This window comes from Kitasatospora sp. NPDC022785 (assembly GCF_055561295.1).
In genome coordinates, this window is sequence record NZ_JBVHHB010000003.1 from 230533 (window position 1) to 245572 (window position 15040).

The following is a 15040-nucleotide window of genomic DNA, read 5'->3' on the forward strand; positions in this document are numbered from 1 at the left end:
CGGCCTCCGGGTGCCTATAAGGTGAGCCTCACCTTATCCGATCTCGGGAGTGCCGATGATCTTGGGACCTGCGCCCATGCCCGCCACCGGCCGGAGCCCCTCTCCTCTCCGGGTGGACTACCGGCGGCTGCTGGACCTCTGCCCCGTCTTGCAGGTCACGCTGATCGCGGACGGCGAACCGTCCCCGACGCGTGCTCAGGGCTGGTACTCCGCCGCCGAACTGGCCGCGGACCCCACGGCCCTGGAGGCCGCGCTGGCCGGCGAGGCGGCCCGGATCGCCCCGGTCGCCGCCGAGCACGGCACCGCCCCGCGCCCGCACGTCGCCGCGTCCCGGCTGCTGCACCACTACCTGTGGTCGGTCTGCGTCCTGACCGCCGGACCCTGGCACCTCGCCCGCCGCGTCCCCGTGATCGACGGATCGGACCTCTGGCTGCACGCCCCCACCGGCGACCTCGCCCTGCGCCCGCGCGCCCACGTCACGCTCCCGGGCGAGGACGAACTCCGTGCCGAACTGCGCGCCGCCGTCGTCACCCACGTCGAACCGCTGCTCACCGCCTTCGCCGCCCCCACCCGCCGTGGCACCCGGGCGCTCTGGGGCATGGTCACGGACGACCTGGCCTCCGCGATCTGGTACCTGGGCCGGATGCTCGATGCGCGGGCCGGCGTCACCGCGCCCGCCGGCGGTGCTGCCGGTGTTGCCAGTGCTGCCGGTGCCGCCGGAGCCGGGGAGGCCGTCGCCGCCGGGGAGGCCGAGGCGGTCGCCGCCGCCGGGGCCGTCCTCCCGGGTGGCACCCAGCCCCTCCTCGGGGCCGCCGCCTTCCGCACGCTGTGCGGCCCGGACGGCCGGAGCCACCCCACCCGGACCCGCCTCGGCTGCTGCCTCTACTACGCGATCCGCCCCGACTCCGCCTGCGTCACCTGCCCCCGGACGCCCGACGAGGAGCGCCTGCAGCGGCTCTGACGCCTGCTCACATCACGACCGGTACGATCGGTCGCATGATCGACTCCACCGCCCACGTCCGGGTCGCCCGCCCCTCCAGGGACCTCGCCGCCGCCGAGCGCTTCTACGTCGACGGCCTCGGCCTCTCCGTGCTCTGGCGCACCACCGAGCACGTTCCCGGTGAGCACGACCTGCTCATGGTCGGCTTCCCCAGCGGCAGTTGGCACTTCGAGCTCACCCGCGACCCCGGCCACCCCGTCGAGCCGGCCCCGACCGTCGACGACCTCTTCGTCCTCTACCTGGGCGCGCCCGTGGACGAGGCCCTCGTCGCCCGGCTGGAGGCCGCCGGCGGCACCCGCGTCCCCGCCCACAACCCGTACTGGGACGAGTTCGGCGTCACCGTCAGCGACCCGGACGGCTACCGCCTGGTGCTCTGCACCCGCACCTGGGCCGCCTGACTGCCTGACGGCCCGGGTGTCGGAGTGCCCGACCTCCCGTTCATCCCGAGTGCCCGCCCGGCCGGCGCCTGATCGTCCGGCCGGTGGGCCGTCCGCCCGGAGTTCAGTCCAGCCGCCCGTCCACATCCACATCGTCGAAGAGTGCGAGCATCTCGCCGAGCACCTTCACGCAGGCGGTCACTTCGGCGTCGGTGAGGCCGCCGCCGACCTGGCGCATCAGCGCGTGCTCGCGCGTGGTCACGGCGGCGATGGCGGCCCGCCCGTCGTCGGTGAGCCGGATCAGCGAGGAGCGCCGGTGGGCCGGGTTGGGGACGGCCTCGACGAGCCGGTCGGCCGCCGCCTCGTTCACCATCCGCTGCACGAACTGCCGGCTCAGTGCCTGCGCGCGGCCCATCTGCGGGACGGTCATCGGGCCGTGCTCGCCCAGCAGGTTCAGCACGGCCCGCACGCCGACCGAGAGGCCTTCGGCGGGTGCGGCCTGCTCGACCTTGCGCAGCACCCGGCGGTAGAGCGGGCCCACCAGGTCGAACACCTCGGTGAGGCGGTGGGCGAGTTCGTCGGGTTCCAGCGGGTGTTCCTGCATGGGCACCATCATGACACCCTGGTTGCCATTCTCCGGGCAGGATGGCACCTTGGTTGTCATGACTGACGCCGCTGGATCACCTGACGCCGCTGTCACCCACCTCTCGTCGTTCACGACCGACGACGGCGAACTCGCCTACCGGGACGCCGGGACCGGCCGGCCGGTGGTCCTGCTGCACGGCGGCTTCCTGGACCACCGCATGTGGGACGCCCAGCTGGCCGCCCTCGCCCCGGAGTACCGGGTCATCGCGCCGGATGTCCGCGGTCACGGCAAGTCCGCCAACGCCACCCGCCCGTTCCGCCCCTGTGACGACCTCGCCGCCCTGCTGCGCCACCTCGGCACCGGGCCCGTCCCGCTCGTCGGTGTCTCGATGGGCGCGGGCATCGCCGTCGACACGGCCCTCGAACACCCGGACCTGGTCGGCGCGTTGGTGGTCAGCGGGGCGGGCACCAGCGAGCCCGACTTCCAGGACCCCTGGACCCTCGGCGTGTTGGCCGAATGGAGCCGGGCGCTGGCCGCCGGCGACGTCGACGGCTGGGCCGACGCCTTCCTCAAGTTCCTTCCCGGACCGCACCGTTCGACCGCCGACGTCGACCGCGACGTGCTGGAACTCCAGCGCGCCATGGCCCTCGGCACGCTCCTCAAGCACACCGCCGACGAGCCGGACCACCGGGTGCCCGTCACCGGCACCTGGGCCCGCGCGGCCACCATCGCCGTTCCCGTCCTCGCGATCAACGGCGCGCTCGACAGCGCCGACCACCTGGCCATGCCCGCCCGGCTCATCGCGACCGTCCCCGACGGGCGCACCGTCGAGCTCGACGGCACCGCGCACTACCCCAACATGGAGCGGCCGGAGGAGTTCAACGCGCACCTGACGTCGTTCCTGCGCGCCGTCGCCCGCGGCTAGTCCGCGCCACGCGGGCGGCTGCGCCCGGCCCGGGCCGCGGCGGGAATTGCGTGGACGGGCCGCACCCGGGCGTCGATAATCTCCGGGCCGGATGCGCCGACCTCCCGCCCGCCCGGCCGTCCCAACCGCCCAGCAGCACCGAGGAGACCCGACCGTGACGATTGCCGTGCGTGGTACGAGCGTGGACATCCCGGCGGCGGACGGCATCGCCGACGCCTACCTGGCCCACCCGGACGACGGCCGCGCGCACCCCGCCGTGCTGCTCTACATGAACGCCTTCGGACTCCGCCCGTTCCTGGAGTCGCTGGCCGAGCGGCTCGCCGCCGAGGGCTACACGGTGCTGGTGCCCAACGTGTTCTTCCGGCACGGCCGCGCGCCGGTCGTCGCGCTGCCCGAACCGCCGGAGCTGATCAACCCGGCCGCCGACCCGACCCTGTTCGAGCGCCTCGGCCCGATCATGGACTCGCTCACCGCCGAGCTGGCCGTCCGCGACGCCGGCGCGTACCTGGACTGGCTCGCCGAATCGCCGCTGACGACCGACGGGCCGGTCGGCATCACCGGCTACTGCCTCGGCGCCCAGCTCGCGCTGCGCACCGCGGGGGCCTACCCCGACCGGGTCGCGGCGGCGGCGGGCTTCCACGGCGGCATGCTCGCCACCGACGAGGAGGACAGCCCCCACCTGGTCGCGGGCAAGGTCACGGCGGAGCTGTACTTCGGGCACGCCGACCAGGACCCGTCGCTCCCGGCCGACCAGATAGACCGCCTGGCCGAGGCCCTGACGGAGGCCGGTGTCCGCCACACCTGCGAGGTCTACGAGGGCGCGTCGCACGGCTTCACCCAGGCCGACACCGCCGCCTACCATCCGGAGGCGGCCGCCCGTCACTGGGACGCGCTGCTCGCCCTGCTGAAGCGCACGTTCTGACGCCGGGGCGGCCGAGAAACAGAAGGCTGTTCGGGTGGACGTCCTGCTTCTCGGCGGGGCGGCCGTGTCAGTGGCCCGTAGCAGACTCCTGCCCATGTCCCTCGCCGACCTCACCCTCGATCAGTGGCGCTCCTACGACCTCCCCGCCGCCCGAGGCGTCGCCCGGGCGGCTGCCGACGGTGTGGGCGGCCGGGTGGCCGCGGTGGAGACCGTCGACCACCTCGGCGCGCCGCTCCACCGCGTCCGGATCGACCGGGACGGTGAGGAGTTCGCGCTGGTGCCCGGCGGCCGGGTGACGCTCGGCTTCGGCCTGGACGCCTGGGAGCCCACGCCCGAGCAGACCGCCGACTACGCGCAGAGCCTGTCGGAGGGCTTCGGCTTCGGCGCCGACCTGCGGGAGCACCTCGCCCAACTGCTCAGCCCTCGCCGTGTCGTGACCCTCCCGACGGTGCTGATGGCGGTCACGGACGAGGAGCTGACCGAGCCTCCCGCCGGCCTGCCCGCCGCCCTCGCCGACCGCGGCCTGCGGCTGCCGACCGCCGACGAGTGGGAGCACGCCTGCGGCGCCGGCGCCTCCACCCTCTTCCGCTGGGGCAACGACTGCCCGCTCGACCGCATCCCGTACGGGGACGCCGGCGGCCCGCACGAGCAGCCGAACGCCTTCGGACTGCGCATCGCCTACGACACCTACCGTACCGAGCTGAGCAGCGACGTCACGGCCGTCCACGGCGGGGACGGCGGCGAGTCGGTCTGCGGCGGCTACGGGCACCTGCTGGGCTGGCTGCCCCTGGCCACCGCCAACCGCAACCCCTTCATGGCCGAGTTCGTGCACGGCCCCGAGGGTGAGCGCCTCTTCGAGGGCCTCTCCGTCCGCCCGGTCCTGGCACTGAGATGATCTTCCGTTCGTTGGGGCGGCGGTCCCGTCCGGCTCACTGAGCCCGACGCCTCGCAGACCGAATCCCGACGGCCCGCAGCCTGCCCGTGCGGCACCCGCCCGTCGGGCCCCGGGTCAGGCTGCCAACTTCCGCCCGTAGGCGAGCAGGAGCAGCTCACGGGCCGGCCGGGCCACCGTGCGGCCGCCGCTGCCGTAGGACCAGTCGAGGTCGGTGGCGCGCAGCTCCACCCCGCCCAGCTGCGCGCCGAAGAAGCGGAGGCTGCGCGGGGTGACGGCGTCCAGGAGGAGGCGCAGGCGGTCGGCGGGCACCCGGCGGTCGAGGCCAAGCGGGACGGTGATGTCCAGGCCGTGGACGACGTCGTGCCCGAGCGCGGCCGTGAACCCGCCGACCGGCGGCGTCCACGGGTGATCGGCGTTCTCCCGCAGGGCGTCGGCGAGTTCGCGCGGCCCGAGCGCGGCGGCGTCGCGCCGGGCGGTGCGGTCCGTCATCCGGTGCAGGCTGCCGCGCGCCCGGGCGAGTTCGAGCGCGGTGCGGGGGAGTGAGTAGCGGAACCCCAGGCTCATGTGCGCGGCCACCTCGCGCACGCGCCAGCCGGCGCAGAGCGAGGGGGCGTCCCACTGCGCGTCGGTGAGGCTGTCGAGGACGTCGGCGAGTTCGCGGCGCTCGGCGGCGATGGCGGCCCGGACGGTCGATGCGGTGCTGCTTCCCATGATCACCAGCCTGCCCGGGCCCGCGTCATCAGTCCAAGAGCTGGATCTTCTGATCGCTAGCATCCCTGGTTATGGAGCTTCGTCAGTTGCAGTACCTGACGGCCGTGGTCGAGGAGGCCAACTTCACCCGGGCCGCGGCACGTCTGCACCTCGCCCAGCCCGGCGTGAGCGCCCAGATCCGGCAACTGGAGCGGGAGCTGGGTCATCAGTTGCTCGACCGTTCGGGCCGGACGGTCACCACGACCGAGGTGGGCGAGGCCGTCCTGCCGTACGTCCGGGCGGTGCTCGCGGCGGTCGAGGGCATCCGGCAGACGGCCGACGAGTACGCGGGTCTGGTGCGCGGGCAGGTCGCGATCGGGCTGGTGTCGGGGGCGGCGACGGAGGAGTTCGCGGTCGCCGAACTCCTCGCCGGCTTCCACCGCGACCACCCCGGCGTCGAGATCTCGCTGAGCGAATCCACCTCCGAGCAGATGCTCGCCGCCCTGCGCCGCGGCGAGTTGGACATCGCGATCGCCGGGGTGGCGGATCGACAGCCGCCAGCGGGAATCGAGTTCCAGGTGGTGGTGGACACCCCGCTGGTCGCCGCCACCGCCGCCGGCGACCCACTCCTCGCCGCCGACCGCCTCCCCGTGGCCGCCCTCGCCGACCGCCCCCTGATCAGCCTCCCGCGCGGCACGGGCCTGCGCGTTGCCCTCGAACGCGCCTGCGCCCGGGCCGGCATCCGGCCGCGCATCGCCTTCGAGGCGTCGTCGCCGGCCCTCCTCGCCCAACTCGCCTCCCGGGGCCTCGGGGTGGCGGTACTGCCGGACCTCCCCGCCGAGTACGCCGCCGCCCTGGGCCTCGAAACCCGGCGGCTCACCGACCCGGCGCCCCGCGGCCGCATCGCCCTCGCCTGGCAGACCGACGGCCCGCCCCGCCCGGCGGCGCGGGAACTGCTGGCCAGGTTGCGCCAGGCGTTCCCGGCGGTGGGGGCGGGCTGAGCGCGCTCCGGGCCGCTACGCCGTGCCGGCCGGGGTCGGTTTCGACGTCGAAGGCGCCTTCCGTGCGAGCGATCACGGACATGGACGGATCGTCGTACGACGGCCCTCCGGGGCCGGCGGTGTCCCCTCGCGGACGTTCCGGGACCGGACGGAAAATCACGTGGAACACATCGGCTGCATTGCGAACAATGGCCCCATGGTCCATCAGATCGACGTACCCCGACCTGACGATGCAGCCCCCGTGGGCCGGACGCAGTTGAGAGCCTGGCTCCAGACCTACCCCAGCGAGAGAGCGGGGATCGACGAGGCGTGGATCCACGAGCACCGCGGATCCACCGTGACGGCGGAGGGCATCGACCAGTGGCGGGAGTTCATCGAGGAGGCCTCGCGGCAGCCGGATCTGTTGTTCTGCCGTGTCGTTCGCTCGGGAGGGGAGATCGTCGGGTTCCTCTGCGGCCGCCGGGACGACGTGGTCACGCTCGGGCCGATGTACCTGCTTGACGAAGCCCAAGGCCGAGGCACCGGCGGCCGGTTGATGGGCGAGTTCCTGGAGTGGGCACGCGGCGCTCCCATGCGCCTGTGGGTGACCGACTACAACGAGAAGGCGATCCGCTTCTACCAGCGGTACGGATTCAGGATCACCGGTGAGCGTGAGCTCTGGCGCGGCAGGCTGCGCAACGTGCGCATGGCTCGTGAGCCCGAGCCGGGAGAAGGCCGGGTCGTCAGCGGCGCCGCCCCGGAGGCCTCCCGGTGCCCCGCGGAGTAGCGCAGGCAGAGGGGAGTGGGAAGTGGGACCGGCCCACTTCCCGCGCCGGGGAGCGTCTTATCGGATGGCCGGGCCGGTGTGGGTGACCCGGGCCGCGTGGTGCGGCGCTCCGGGGGTCACCCGACGCCCTCCCAGATGAAGGCCTGTCCGTCGAACGCTCCGTTGGTGAACCGGCCGGCCGTGATGAAGGCGATCCGGCCGTTCACGGTCTTCACGCAGAGGCGGGAGCCCTCCTCGATCTGCAGCATCTCGGAGGCCTGGGTCCGGAGCAGGTCGGAGCAGTCCTTGCGGCTCGGTGGGCCGGGGCGGGTGTAGAGCGCCAGCGCCGGTGTCTTGTTCAGGATGGTGCCGCTGGTGCCGAACGCCATCGCACCCCGGCCGCTGAGGTTGGGATACATCACCGCGAACCCGCTCATGTCATAGCCGTCGGCGTCGTTCACCGTGGGGGGATTCGCGTCGAGGTCGACGCTGGCCAGCCGGACTCCACCCTGATACCGGACACCGTCCTTGCCGGAGCCGCCGACCGTCCGGCCGGCGGAGGGAGCCGGAGGGGCAGGCGTGTCGTTCCCGTCCGGCACCCCGCCCCAGCCCAGCCCGCCGGATCCGGCCGAGGGTACGGCCGCCGTCGGCGGGGCGGTCACTTCTCCCGGGGAGTCCCGGCTGCCGTGTGAGGCGCGACTGTCCTGGTCGGCGGAGTACCGGCCGAGCTGGGCGCCGAGGGCGGCCACGAGGACCATCGCGGCCGCGATGCTCACGCCGATGGCTAATCCCCTGACCTTCGAGCGCCGGGGCGGAGGTGGGGCGGGTGGCGGCGGGGCGAAGGTGATGTTCCCGCCGGCGACGAACGAGTCCCCGGGGCCGCTGTGGCGGCTCTGCTGTGTCTGCCGGCCGTTGGGGCCCTGGTACGGAGTGGTCATCGGTTGACGGTGATGTCGCCGCCCGCCACGAACGAGTCGCCCGTCCCGGAGTGGGTCACGTGCTGCTCGATGTGCCCCGTCACGGCGCCCCGGTGGGGAGCGGCCAACAGCTGCCGGAGGTCCGCGGCGACGCTCGGGTCCTGCATGAGGAGCCAGGCGATGCGCTGCTGGAGGTTCTGCTGGGCGGCCTGGGTGGCGCTCTGGTCCCCGCCGGCATGGGCGGCGGCGACGGTGTTCCGCAGTGCGTCGAGGTCGGTGGTGATCGTCTCCGCCTGGCCCGGCATCACCCGTTGCCAGAGGCCGATCAGACCTGTGCGCACCGCCGCCCACGCATCCGTGACCATCAGGTTGGTGATGGTCGGGCCGGCCATGCCTGCCAGTTCGGCGAGCTCGTTCACGGTGGGTCCCCCCTTCGGTCCCGGAACGGGTGTCATCCTCCGTTCCTGGGCCGACAGCATAGGGACCGGCGGGTCGCGGCATCAGTCTTCGGATGCAGTTGATACGTCTTCGCGACAAGAGATCTGACGGGACGGCAGAATCCTGCGGCTGGAGTGCGCGGCGGGCCTGTCAGTGGTCCTGCAAGGGATCACCCTGTCCCGCCCGTCCCGGCACAAAAGGGGGTCATGACCCTCATCGGGGGAGGAAAGCTGTGGGCCGCACGGCGACGCGCACGCATCCCCGGCCGCCGCCGGGGCCGGGGATGCGTGCGGCGACCGCACCCCCGACCCCGGGCCGCCCCCCGTTCCCCAGCCCCACGGCGGAACGCCGCCGCGCCGGGCGACCGCTCAGTCGGTCAGTGCCCGCAGGTCGCGCCGCAGCGCGAGCAGCGCGGAGACCTCCGCCAACCAGCGCGCGAACAGGTGCTCGCGGGCCACGTCGGCGCCGGTCGCCGCGGCGGCCTGCAGCCAGTCGCGGACCAGGGCGCGGCCGGCCGCGCCGATCACCGGCTCGGGCAGTGCCAGGGCGGCCGCGAAGCCGCCGGCCCGGACGTGCCGGGCGAGGAAGCCCAGCGGGTACGGGCCGACGCCCGCCGCCTCCGCGCGGTGGGTGGCGGCGATGGCGGCCTCGGTGAAGAGGGCCTGGCGCGGGCCGCCGGCGAGCAGCAGGCCGCGGGTGATGGCGGCGGGCACGTCGAGGTCCGCCAGTTCGGCATCCGGCCGGACGGTGGTCATTTCGGCAGCTCCAGGGCGGTCGGCTTGTTCAGGGGGTGTTCGCCGGGGGTCAGTCCGCCGAGCTGGCTGTTGACGAACTGGTCCTCGGTCACCCAGGAGGTGAAGCCCCAGGGGTTGTAGATCTGGAGCTTGTCGCCGTCCCGGCCGATGATCATCATCTGATGGCCCTCGTCCTTGTTGCGGACGCTGATCGGGACGGGCAGGCCCTCGTCCACGGACTTCTCGATCCGGGCCAGCGCCGCTCGCCGGTCCTCGTCGCTCTCCAGCTCCACGTGCTCGTAGTCGGCGCCGGTGGCCTTGCCGAGGTCCTTGTCGGCCAGGTAGGTCTGGGCATCGGGGCCGAGACCGCTGTCCTCCTTGGGGTAGGTCTTCCGGCCGTCGACCTTCTGACCCGCTATGTACTCGTCCACGTAGGTCTTCTGCAGCCGCTGCTCGAAGTTGTCGGCGGAGTCCGAGCCGGGGGTGTCGGGCGTGCCGCCGGTGGTGAGCTGGTACATCAGCAGCGGGTCCAGCTTGGCCTGGGCGATCACGGTGGACGCGGCCACGCAGTCGTTGACGTCGCGCTGAGAGTAGACGCCGTACCCGTTGATGTTGACCTGCTTGCCCTGGTAGGTGAGGTCGATGTTGTCCGAGGACTCGCGGTTGATGTCCTTGGTGCTGGTCGCGGGCACCAGGTGCTGGGCGAGCCAGGCCGGGTCGTCGCCGTGCGGGTGGATGCCCTCGTCGAACTTCTGGATGTCGGCCACCGAGTGGCCGGCCGCCAGCGCCTTCCAGAGGTAGGCGGCCTCCTCGGGGGACTTGGCTCCGGCCAGCAGGGCGCGGAACGCGGCCTGGTCGGCGCCGGGCATCACGCCGAGGGTCTGGGTGGCCCGGTCGAGCTGGCCCGGCGTCAGGATGTAGCCGTCGTCCTCGCCCGCGCCCGGGTTCTTCTCGGTGGCCAGCACCACGGCCGCCAACGGGTCGATCGAGCCCAGGCCGGCGCGTGAGGCGCGGGCCTTGGAGGTCAGCTGGTTCAGCTTGCTCGCGGTGCTGGTGGCGGAGCTCTCGACCCGCCGTGCCGCCGCCAGCCGTGCGCCCACCCCGGACAGCGCGGTGTTCCGCGCGTCCGGGTCGAAGCCGCCCGGGTCCTGCCTGGCCTTCTCCCCGGCCTCCTTCAGCTGGCGGCACCCGTCGGCGTCGGTCCTCTTCGCCGCCTCCAGCTCGTTGGCCCAGGCGTCCAGCAGCGTGGCCGCCGCGGCCAGGGTCTCCTTGGAGGTGGTGGTCTCCGCCGACATGGCGTGGATCGCCTGGGTGGCGTGCTCGGCCACGGAACCCGTCCAGACCGCGGGCAGCTGGTTGGTGGCGATGCCCGCGAGGTCCTGCGAGGCCTGGCCGAAGGAGGTGGCCGCCTGCGCGTAGTCCTTCGCGCGCGCCCGCACGGCGCCCGGGTCGCCGACCGGCTCGGGGACGGCGAGCGCGTCGTTGATCCCCTCCAGCAGGTGCAGGTTGGCGAGCATGAACTGCACCTGCTCGATGTTGTGCTGGGCGTGCTCCAGATCCTTGACCTTGCTCACCGGCCACCCGCCGGCACGAGCGAGGCGGTGACGGCCTTCTCCGCGTTGCGGTAGTTCTGCGTCGTCGTCGACATCTTCTGCGACAGCTCGTCGAGGGCGCGCTGGGTGACCTCGATCTCCTTCGACCAGGCGGCGTCGAAGGCGGCCCACGCCTGGTCCATGCCGAACTCGCCGAAGGCCGTGGACGCGTAGCAGACCGAGCCCGCGTAGGCGGTCTTTGCCGTCGCGATGTCGGTCGCCGTCTTGCCCAGTTGGTCGCTGACGCCGCTCAGACCGGCCAGGCTGACGCCGTATCCGCCCGCCCCGCCCGCTCCCGGCCCCGCTGCTCCTGCGCCTGTCCCGCCGCTCATGGTTCCCCGTTCCCCCGTCTCCGGGACGTCTTCACGTCGTCCGGTACGTCCGCCGCTACGTTCCTCGGAACGTCCGCCGACGCATCCGCGGTGTGTCCGAATGGCTCGATGCCCGAGCCTGTGGTGCGGCGCGGACATCGGTGGCTGAGCCTAACGTGTGCCGGAGGCCGGGGTGTTACGCCCGTGAGGGCTGCACCGGCTCCTCGTCTTCTTCACGCAGACGGTGCGTCGGCTCCATGTCCTTCGGGGAATCTTTGCCTGCGCTTGGGATGCTCTTGGGTATCGGGCCGCCACCCTTCGCGGCGCCTCCTCCACCACCCGGCGAAACGTCCGGCAGGACGTCCGACGGAGTGTCCGACAGGGCGTCCGAGGGCGTGGCCGATGAAGTGGCCGATGAAGTCGCCGGCGGAACGTCCGGCGGGTCGTCGCGGCGGCGGTAGCGGCGGTCGGTGGCGGTGAACGCGGCCAGCAGCAGGGCGGCCACCGCGGCGGCGACCGTGATCCGGAACGGCGCGGCGGGCCCGACGTTGTCGGCCGCCCAGCCGCCGAGGAATGTCCCCGCCGACTGGGCCAGGATGATCGCGCTGACCAGCGCCGCCATCGCCTCGCCCAGGCGGGCGGGCGGCACCGTCCGCTCCACCAGTCCGAACATGGTGATCATCTGCGGCGCGACCGCCACGCCCAGGCACCCGATGGCGGCGGCCAGGGCGGCCACGCTGCCGCCGGAGAACAGGAGCAGGACGGAGGCGGAGCAGAGCAGGACGGTCCCCGCCCGCAGGCGCAGCGGTAGCTCCCAGCGGGCGGGCAGGGCGGCGGTGGCGATGCCCGCGAAGGCGCTGGTGAAGCCCATGAAGCCGTAGAGCAGTCCGGCCGCGCCCGGCTGCCCGAGGGCGTCCGTGGTGGCCGTCACCCCGACCTGCACCGAGCCGAAGCAGGCGCCCAGCAGTGCCATCCCGGCCAGCAGCAGGACGTAGGGCGCGCTCATCAGCCGCCCGGAGGGCCGCACGCCGGCGCCGGCGCCGACGGCCCCCCGGGTCGCCGTCGGGTGCAGCGCGAAGAGGGACGCGCAGACGCCGACCAGTGCGGCCGCCGTCAGCAGGCCGGCGGCGGGGGAGGCCAGTGTGGCGAGCAGGCCGATCAGCGCCGGACCGGTGGTGAAGCTGACCTCGTCGACGATGCCGTCCAGCGAGAGCATCGAGGACGTCAACTCGGTGTCCCCGTCGGCCAGTCGGACCCAGCGACTACGGGACAGCGGGCCCACCAGCGGTACCGAGAGGCCGATCAGCGCGGCGGGTGCGATCTGCCAGACCAGCGGGAGTCCGGCCTCGGAGGCCGCGACCAGGGCGACGATCGCCACCGCGTTGACGGCCGCCGCGACCAGCCCGACCGTCCGCTGCCCGCGCCGGTCCGCGAGCCGGCCGACCAGCGGACCGCCGACCGCCTGCCCGACGGCCAGCGCCCCGGCGACCACCGAACCGCGCCAGACGCTGTCGGTGTTCCGGGTGACCAGCAGCAGCGTGCCGATCGGGCACATCGCGTTCGGCAGCCGCCCCAGCAGCGACCAGAGCAGCACCCCACCACCCGTCAGCCGTGCCGCTGAACGGAACCTCGTGACCACGGACATTCCTCTGAGCCCCCACACGGAGCCGGGTGGGCGCCCGCCTCCCACCACCGGCCCGGCCTGGTGAGTGTGCGACCCGCGGGTGAGTTCCGACCGTACGGCTCGGACGATCCTCCAGGTAACCGTGCGATCACCCAGCGCAGTCGGCGCCCGGTCCTCGATCGTGTTGGAGGACCGGCCAACGGGGCCGCCGCCGAGCCGTTCAGGCGACGAGGTTCTTCCGGATCTGGTCCAGGATCAGGCCGGCGCCGGTGTAGCCGATGCCCAGCATCCAGAGACCGTCGTCCACCGGGAAGACCCGGCCGCTGCGCACCGCGTCCAGGTTCTTCCAGAGCGAGCCCTCCATGACCTTCGCCCGGTCGGACTTGGCCGCGTCGCCGTAGACCGAGTAGAAGATGACGTCCGCGGCCGCCTGGTCGACCTGCTCGGGGCTGATCTCCATCGAGAAGCCGGCCTTGTCCTGGTTGGCGGGCCGGCCGAGGCCGAGGTCCTTGAGGATCGAGCCGACGAAGGTGTCGTTCAGGTAGAGCCGGGTGGGCGCGCCCGCCAGGAAGCGGGCCATCTCCACCCTGGTGGCCGCCGCCTTCTCCGGCCCGCCGAGCGCGGTGACCAGCTCCGCCGCCTTGGCCCGGTACGCCGCCTCCGCCGCCGTGGCCTCGCTCTGGCGGCCCAGCGCCTCGGCGTGCAGCCGGACGTTCTCCCTCCAGGCGGGCCCGGTGGTCTTCGTCAGTACGGTCGGCGCGATCTTGGAGAGCTCGTCGTACCGCTTGTCGTCGCGCACCTGGTTGCTCAGGATGAGGTCCGGTTTCAGCGCGGCGACGGCCTCCAGGCTGGGCTGGCCGATCGTGCCGACCCGCTTGATCCCGGCGAGCCGGGCGGCCGGCAGGTACCCGGACAGCGGCGCGCCCTCGGCGACGGCGGTGGCGCCGACCGGGGTGAGGCCGAGGGTGACGGCGGAGTCCAGTGCGTCGGTGTCCAGTACGACGACGCGGGCGGCGCGCGCGGGCACGGTGCTCTCACCGCGCGCGTGGCGGACGGTTCGGGGGCCGGTCGCGGCCGGCGCGGAGGTGGAGCCGGCGGTCGCGTCGCCGGCACCGTTCGAGCTGTCGGCGCCGCCGGAGCTGTTCGACCCGCAGGCGGCCAGCGCGAGCGCGGAGGCGAGGGCGAGCAGGCTGCGGCGGGTGAGGGCGGGAGCGAGATCGGCGGGCAGGGCAGGGGGCATCGGGCGACTCCGTTCCGGGGCGGCGAGGCGCCCCGATCCCTGCCCGGCGGCGGGCGCCGCTACGCCTCGGGGGCGGGTCGCGCGGGGGCGGGCGGTGGCGTTCGGCCGCCCGCCGCCTCCCCGGGATCCCCGGGCTTCCCGCCCTCCTGGTCCTTCCCGCTCTCCCCGTCCGTGGCCTCCCCGGGCGCCTCGCCCTCTCCGCCCTCCCCGTCCTCCCGGCACTCCATCCGCTGCCGCCGCAGCTCGTCGTACTCGGCGTGTACCCGCCGGTCCATCGCCAGGGCGAACTGGGCGTCGGTGACCGTCCGGGCGAGCGGGCGTACCCGCAGGATCTGCTCGGTCAGCCGGGCGGCCTCGCCGGGCGGCAGCGGGGCGTCGGCGGCGAGCGCGCCGAGGATCCGGTCGCGGACCAGCGCGGTGAAGATCTCCGCGATCGCGTCCACGTGTTCCTGGGTGCGCCGGCTGGCCTCCAGGACGACGGAGAGCGGCACGCCCTCGGCGACCAGCGCCGTGGTCGCGTCCATCAGCCGGCGGCTGACATGGGTGATCCCGTCCTCCTCCACCGTGATGTAGCCCTGGGCGATCGCCTCCGCGGTGGTCCCCTCGGTGAGCTGGCCGCCGAAGGTGGCCGTCAGTTCGGCCCAGTCGAGGTGGACCGGGGTCTCGTCGGACCAGGGGGCGACGATCGCGGCCTCCAGCCCGATCAGCTCGGCGACGTCCCGGCCGCTCTCGCCCGCGCCGATCAACTCGGCGATCCCGCCCAGGGTGTGGCCGCGCTCCAGCAGTTCGGCGATGACCCGCAGGCGGGCCAGGTGGGCCTCCCCGTACCAGGCGATCCGGCCCTCCTTGCGTGGCGGCTGGAGCAGCTTGCGCTCGCGGTAGAAGCGCAGGGTGCGGGTGGTGATGCCGGCCGCCTCGGCCAGTTCCTCCACCCGGTACTCGCGTTTTCTGTCGTCCGCAGCTGCTCTGGGCTTGTCCACGGCGCTCAGCATAGGACGGGAGATTGTCGAAGCGCGGTGGTCGGACTCCTTCCCTCCACCGGC

General features: G+C 73.6%; 17 protein-coding genes. 7 read left to right on the forward strand and 10 right to left on the reverse strand.

Annotated features, from left to right (window positions below):
* The first annotated feature begins 55 nt into the window (after positions 1-55).
* Positions 56-961, forward strand: a complete 906-nt coding sequence (locus ACZ3YO_RS06680) for a (2Fe-2S)-binding protein (protein WP_465565691.1) — start codon at positions 56-58, stop codon at positions 959-961.
* Positions 962-996: 35 nt separating this feature from the next.
* Positions 997-1398 carry a VOC family protein gene (locus ACZ3YO_RS06685; RefSeq protein WP_465565694.1) on the forward strand — a complete coding sequence of 134 codons (402 nt, stop codon included), beginning with the start codon at positions 997-999 and terminating at the stop codon, positions 1396-1398.
* A gap of 103 nt (positions 1399-1501) precedes the next feature.
* On the opposite strand, the gene ACZ3YO_RS06690 is transcribed toward ACZ3YO_RS06685, so the two are convergent.
* The gene (locus ACZ3YO_RS06690; protein WP_465544704.1) at positions 1502-1981 is read right to left on the reverse strand and encodes a MarR family winged helix-turn-helix transcriptional regulator; all 480 of its coding nucleotides are present in this window, start codon (positions 1979-1981) and stop codon (positions 1502-1504) included.
* Between the two features lie 58 nt (positions 1982-2039).
* Between ACZ3YO_RS06690 and ACZ3YO_RS06695 the strand changes: the two genes are divergently transcribed.
* The 3 genes from ACZ3YO_RS06695 (at position 2040) to ACZ3YO_RS06705 (ending at position 4705) form a co-directional block, all read left to right on the forward strand.
* Positions 2040-2888: an alpha/beta fold hydrolase gene (locus ACZ3YO_RS06695; protein WP_465565697.1), complete on the forward strand. Its 849-nt coding sequence runs from the start codon at positions 2040-2042 to the stop codon at positions 2886-2888.
* Positions 2889-3042: 154 nt separating this feature from the next.
* On the forward strand, positions 3043-3810 hold the full coding sequence (locus tag ACZ3YO_RS06700) for a dienelactone hydrolase family protein (RefSeq protein ID WP_465565700.1): 768 nt from the start codon (positions 3043-3045) through the stop codon (positions 3808-3810).
* A 94-nt stretch (positions 3811-3904) separates the two neighbouring features.
* Positions 3905-4705, forward strand: a complete 801-nt coding sequence (locus ACZ3YO_RS06705) for a hypothetical protein (protein ID WP_465565703.1) — start codon at positions 3905-3907, stop codon at positions 4703-4705.
* Between the two features lie 114 nt (positions 4706-4819).
* On the opposite strand, the gene ACZ3YO_RS06710 is transcribed toward ACZ3YO_RS06705, so the two are convergent.
* Positions 4820-5416, reverse strand: coding sequence for a maleylpyruvate isomerase family mycothiol-dependent enzyme (locus tag ACZ3YO_RS06710; RefSeq protein WP_465565706.1), 597 nt, complete (start codon positions 5414-5416; stop codon positions 4820-4822).
* Positions 5417-5487: 71 nt separating this feature from the next.
* Here ACZ3YO_RS06710 and ACZ3YO_RS06715 point away from each other — a divergent pair, with 71 nt between their 5' ends.
* Entirely contained in the window at positions 5488-6396 is a 909-nt protein-coding gene (locus ACZ3YO_RS06715) for a LysR family transcriptional regulator (protein ID WP_465565709.1), read from the forward strand.
* Between the two features lie 160 nt (positions 6397-6556).
* The gene (locus ACZ3YO_RS06720; RefSeq protein ID WP_465565712.1) at positions 6557-7162 is read left to right on the forward strand and encodes a GNAT family N-acetyltransferase; all 606 of its coding nucleotides are present in this window, start codon (positions 6557-6559) and stop codon (positions 7160-7162) included.
* Positions 7163-7278: 116 nt separating this feature from the next.
* On the opposite strand, the gene ACZ3YO_RS06725 is transcribed toward ACZ3YO_RS06720, so the two are convergent.
* The 8 genes from ACZ3YO_RS06725 to ACZ3YO_RS06760 all read right to left on the reverse strand — a co-directional run bounded on the left by ACZ3YO_RS06725 (position 7279) and on the right by ACZ3YO_RS06760 (position 14977).
* Positions 7279-8079: a hypothetical protein gene (locus tag ACZ3YO_RS06725; RefSeq protein WP_465565715.1), complete on the reverse strand. Its 801-nt coding sequence runs from the start codon at positions 8077-8079 to the stop codon at positions 7279-7281.
* Complete coding sequence (locus ACZ3YO_RS06730) at positions 8076-8477, reverse strand: hypothetical protein (protein ID WP_465565718.1); 402 nt, start codon at positions 8475-8477, stop codon at positions 8076-8078. Before ACZ3YO_RS06730 ends, ACZ3YO_RS06725 begins: the two co-directional genes overlap by 4 nt.
* A 387-nt stretch (positions 8478-8864) precedes the next feature.
* Entirely contained in the window at positions 8865-9251 is a 387-nt protein-coding gene (locus ACZ3YO_RS06735) for a hypothetical protein (RefSeq protein WP_396319887.1), read from the reverse strand.
* The gene (locus ACZ3YO_RS06740; protein WP_465565721.1) at positions 9248-10804 is read right to left on the reverse strand and encodes a hypothetical protein; all 1557 of its coding nucleotides are present in this window, start codon (positions 10802-10804) and stop codon (positions 9248-9250) included. The genes ACZ3YO_RS06735 and ACZ3YO_RS06740 overlap by 4 nt, the downstream gene beginning before the upstream one ends.
* The gene (locus tag ACZ3YO_RS06745) at positions 10801-11154 is read right to left on the reverse strand and encodes a type VII secretion target (protein WP_465544727.1); all 354 of its coding nucleotides are present in this window, start codon (positions 11152-11154) and stop codon (positions 10801-10803) included. The genes ACZ3YO_RS06740 and ACZ3YO_RS06745 overlap by 4 nt, the downstream gene beginning before the upstream one ends.
* A 175-nt stretch (positions 11155-11329) precedes the next feature.
* Positions 11330-12772, reverse strand: a complete 1443-nt coding sequence (locus ACZ3YO_RS06750) for an MFS transporter (RefSeq protein WP_465565724.1) — start codon at positions 12770-12772, stop codon at positions 11330-11332.
* A 205-nt stretch (positions 12773-12977) separates the two neighbouring features.
* A complete protein-coding gene (locus tag ACZ3YO_RS06755; RefSeq protein WP_465565727.1) occupies positions 12978-13997 on the reverse strand; it encodes an ABC transporter substrate-binding protein in 1020 nt (339 codons plus the stop codon).
* Positions 13998-14056: 59 nt separating this feature from the next.
* Complete coding sequence (locus tag ACZ3YO_RS06760; protein WP_465565730.1) at positions 14057-14977, reverse strand: MerR family transcriptional regulator; 921 nt, start codon at positions 14975-14977, stop codon at positions 14057-14059.
* Positions 14978-15040 lie beyond the last annotated feature (63 nt).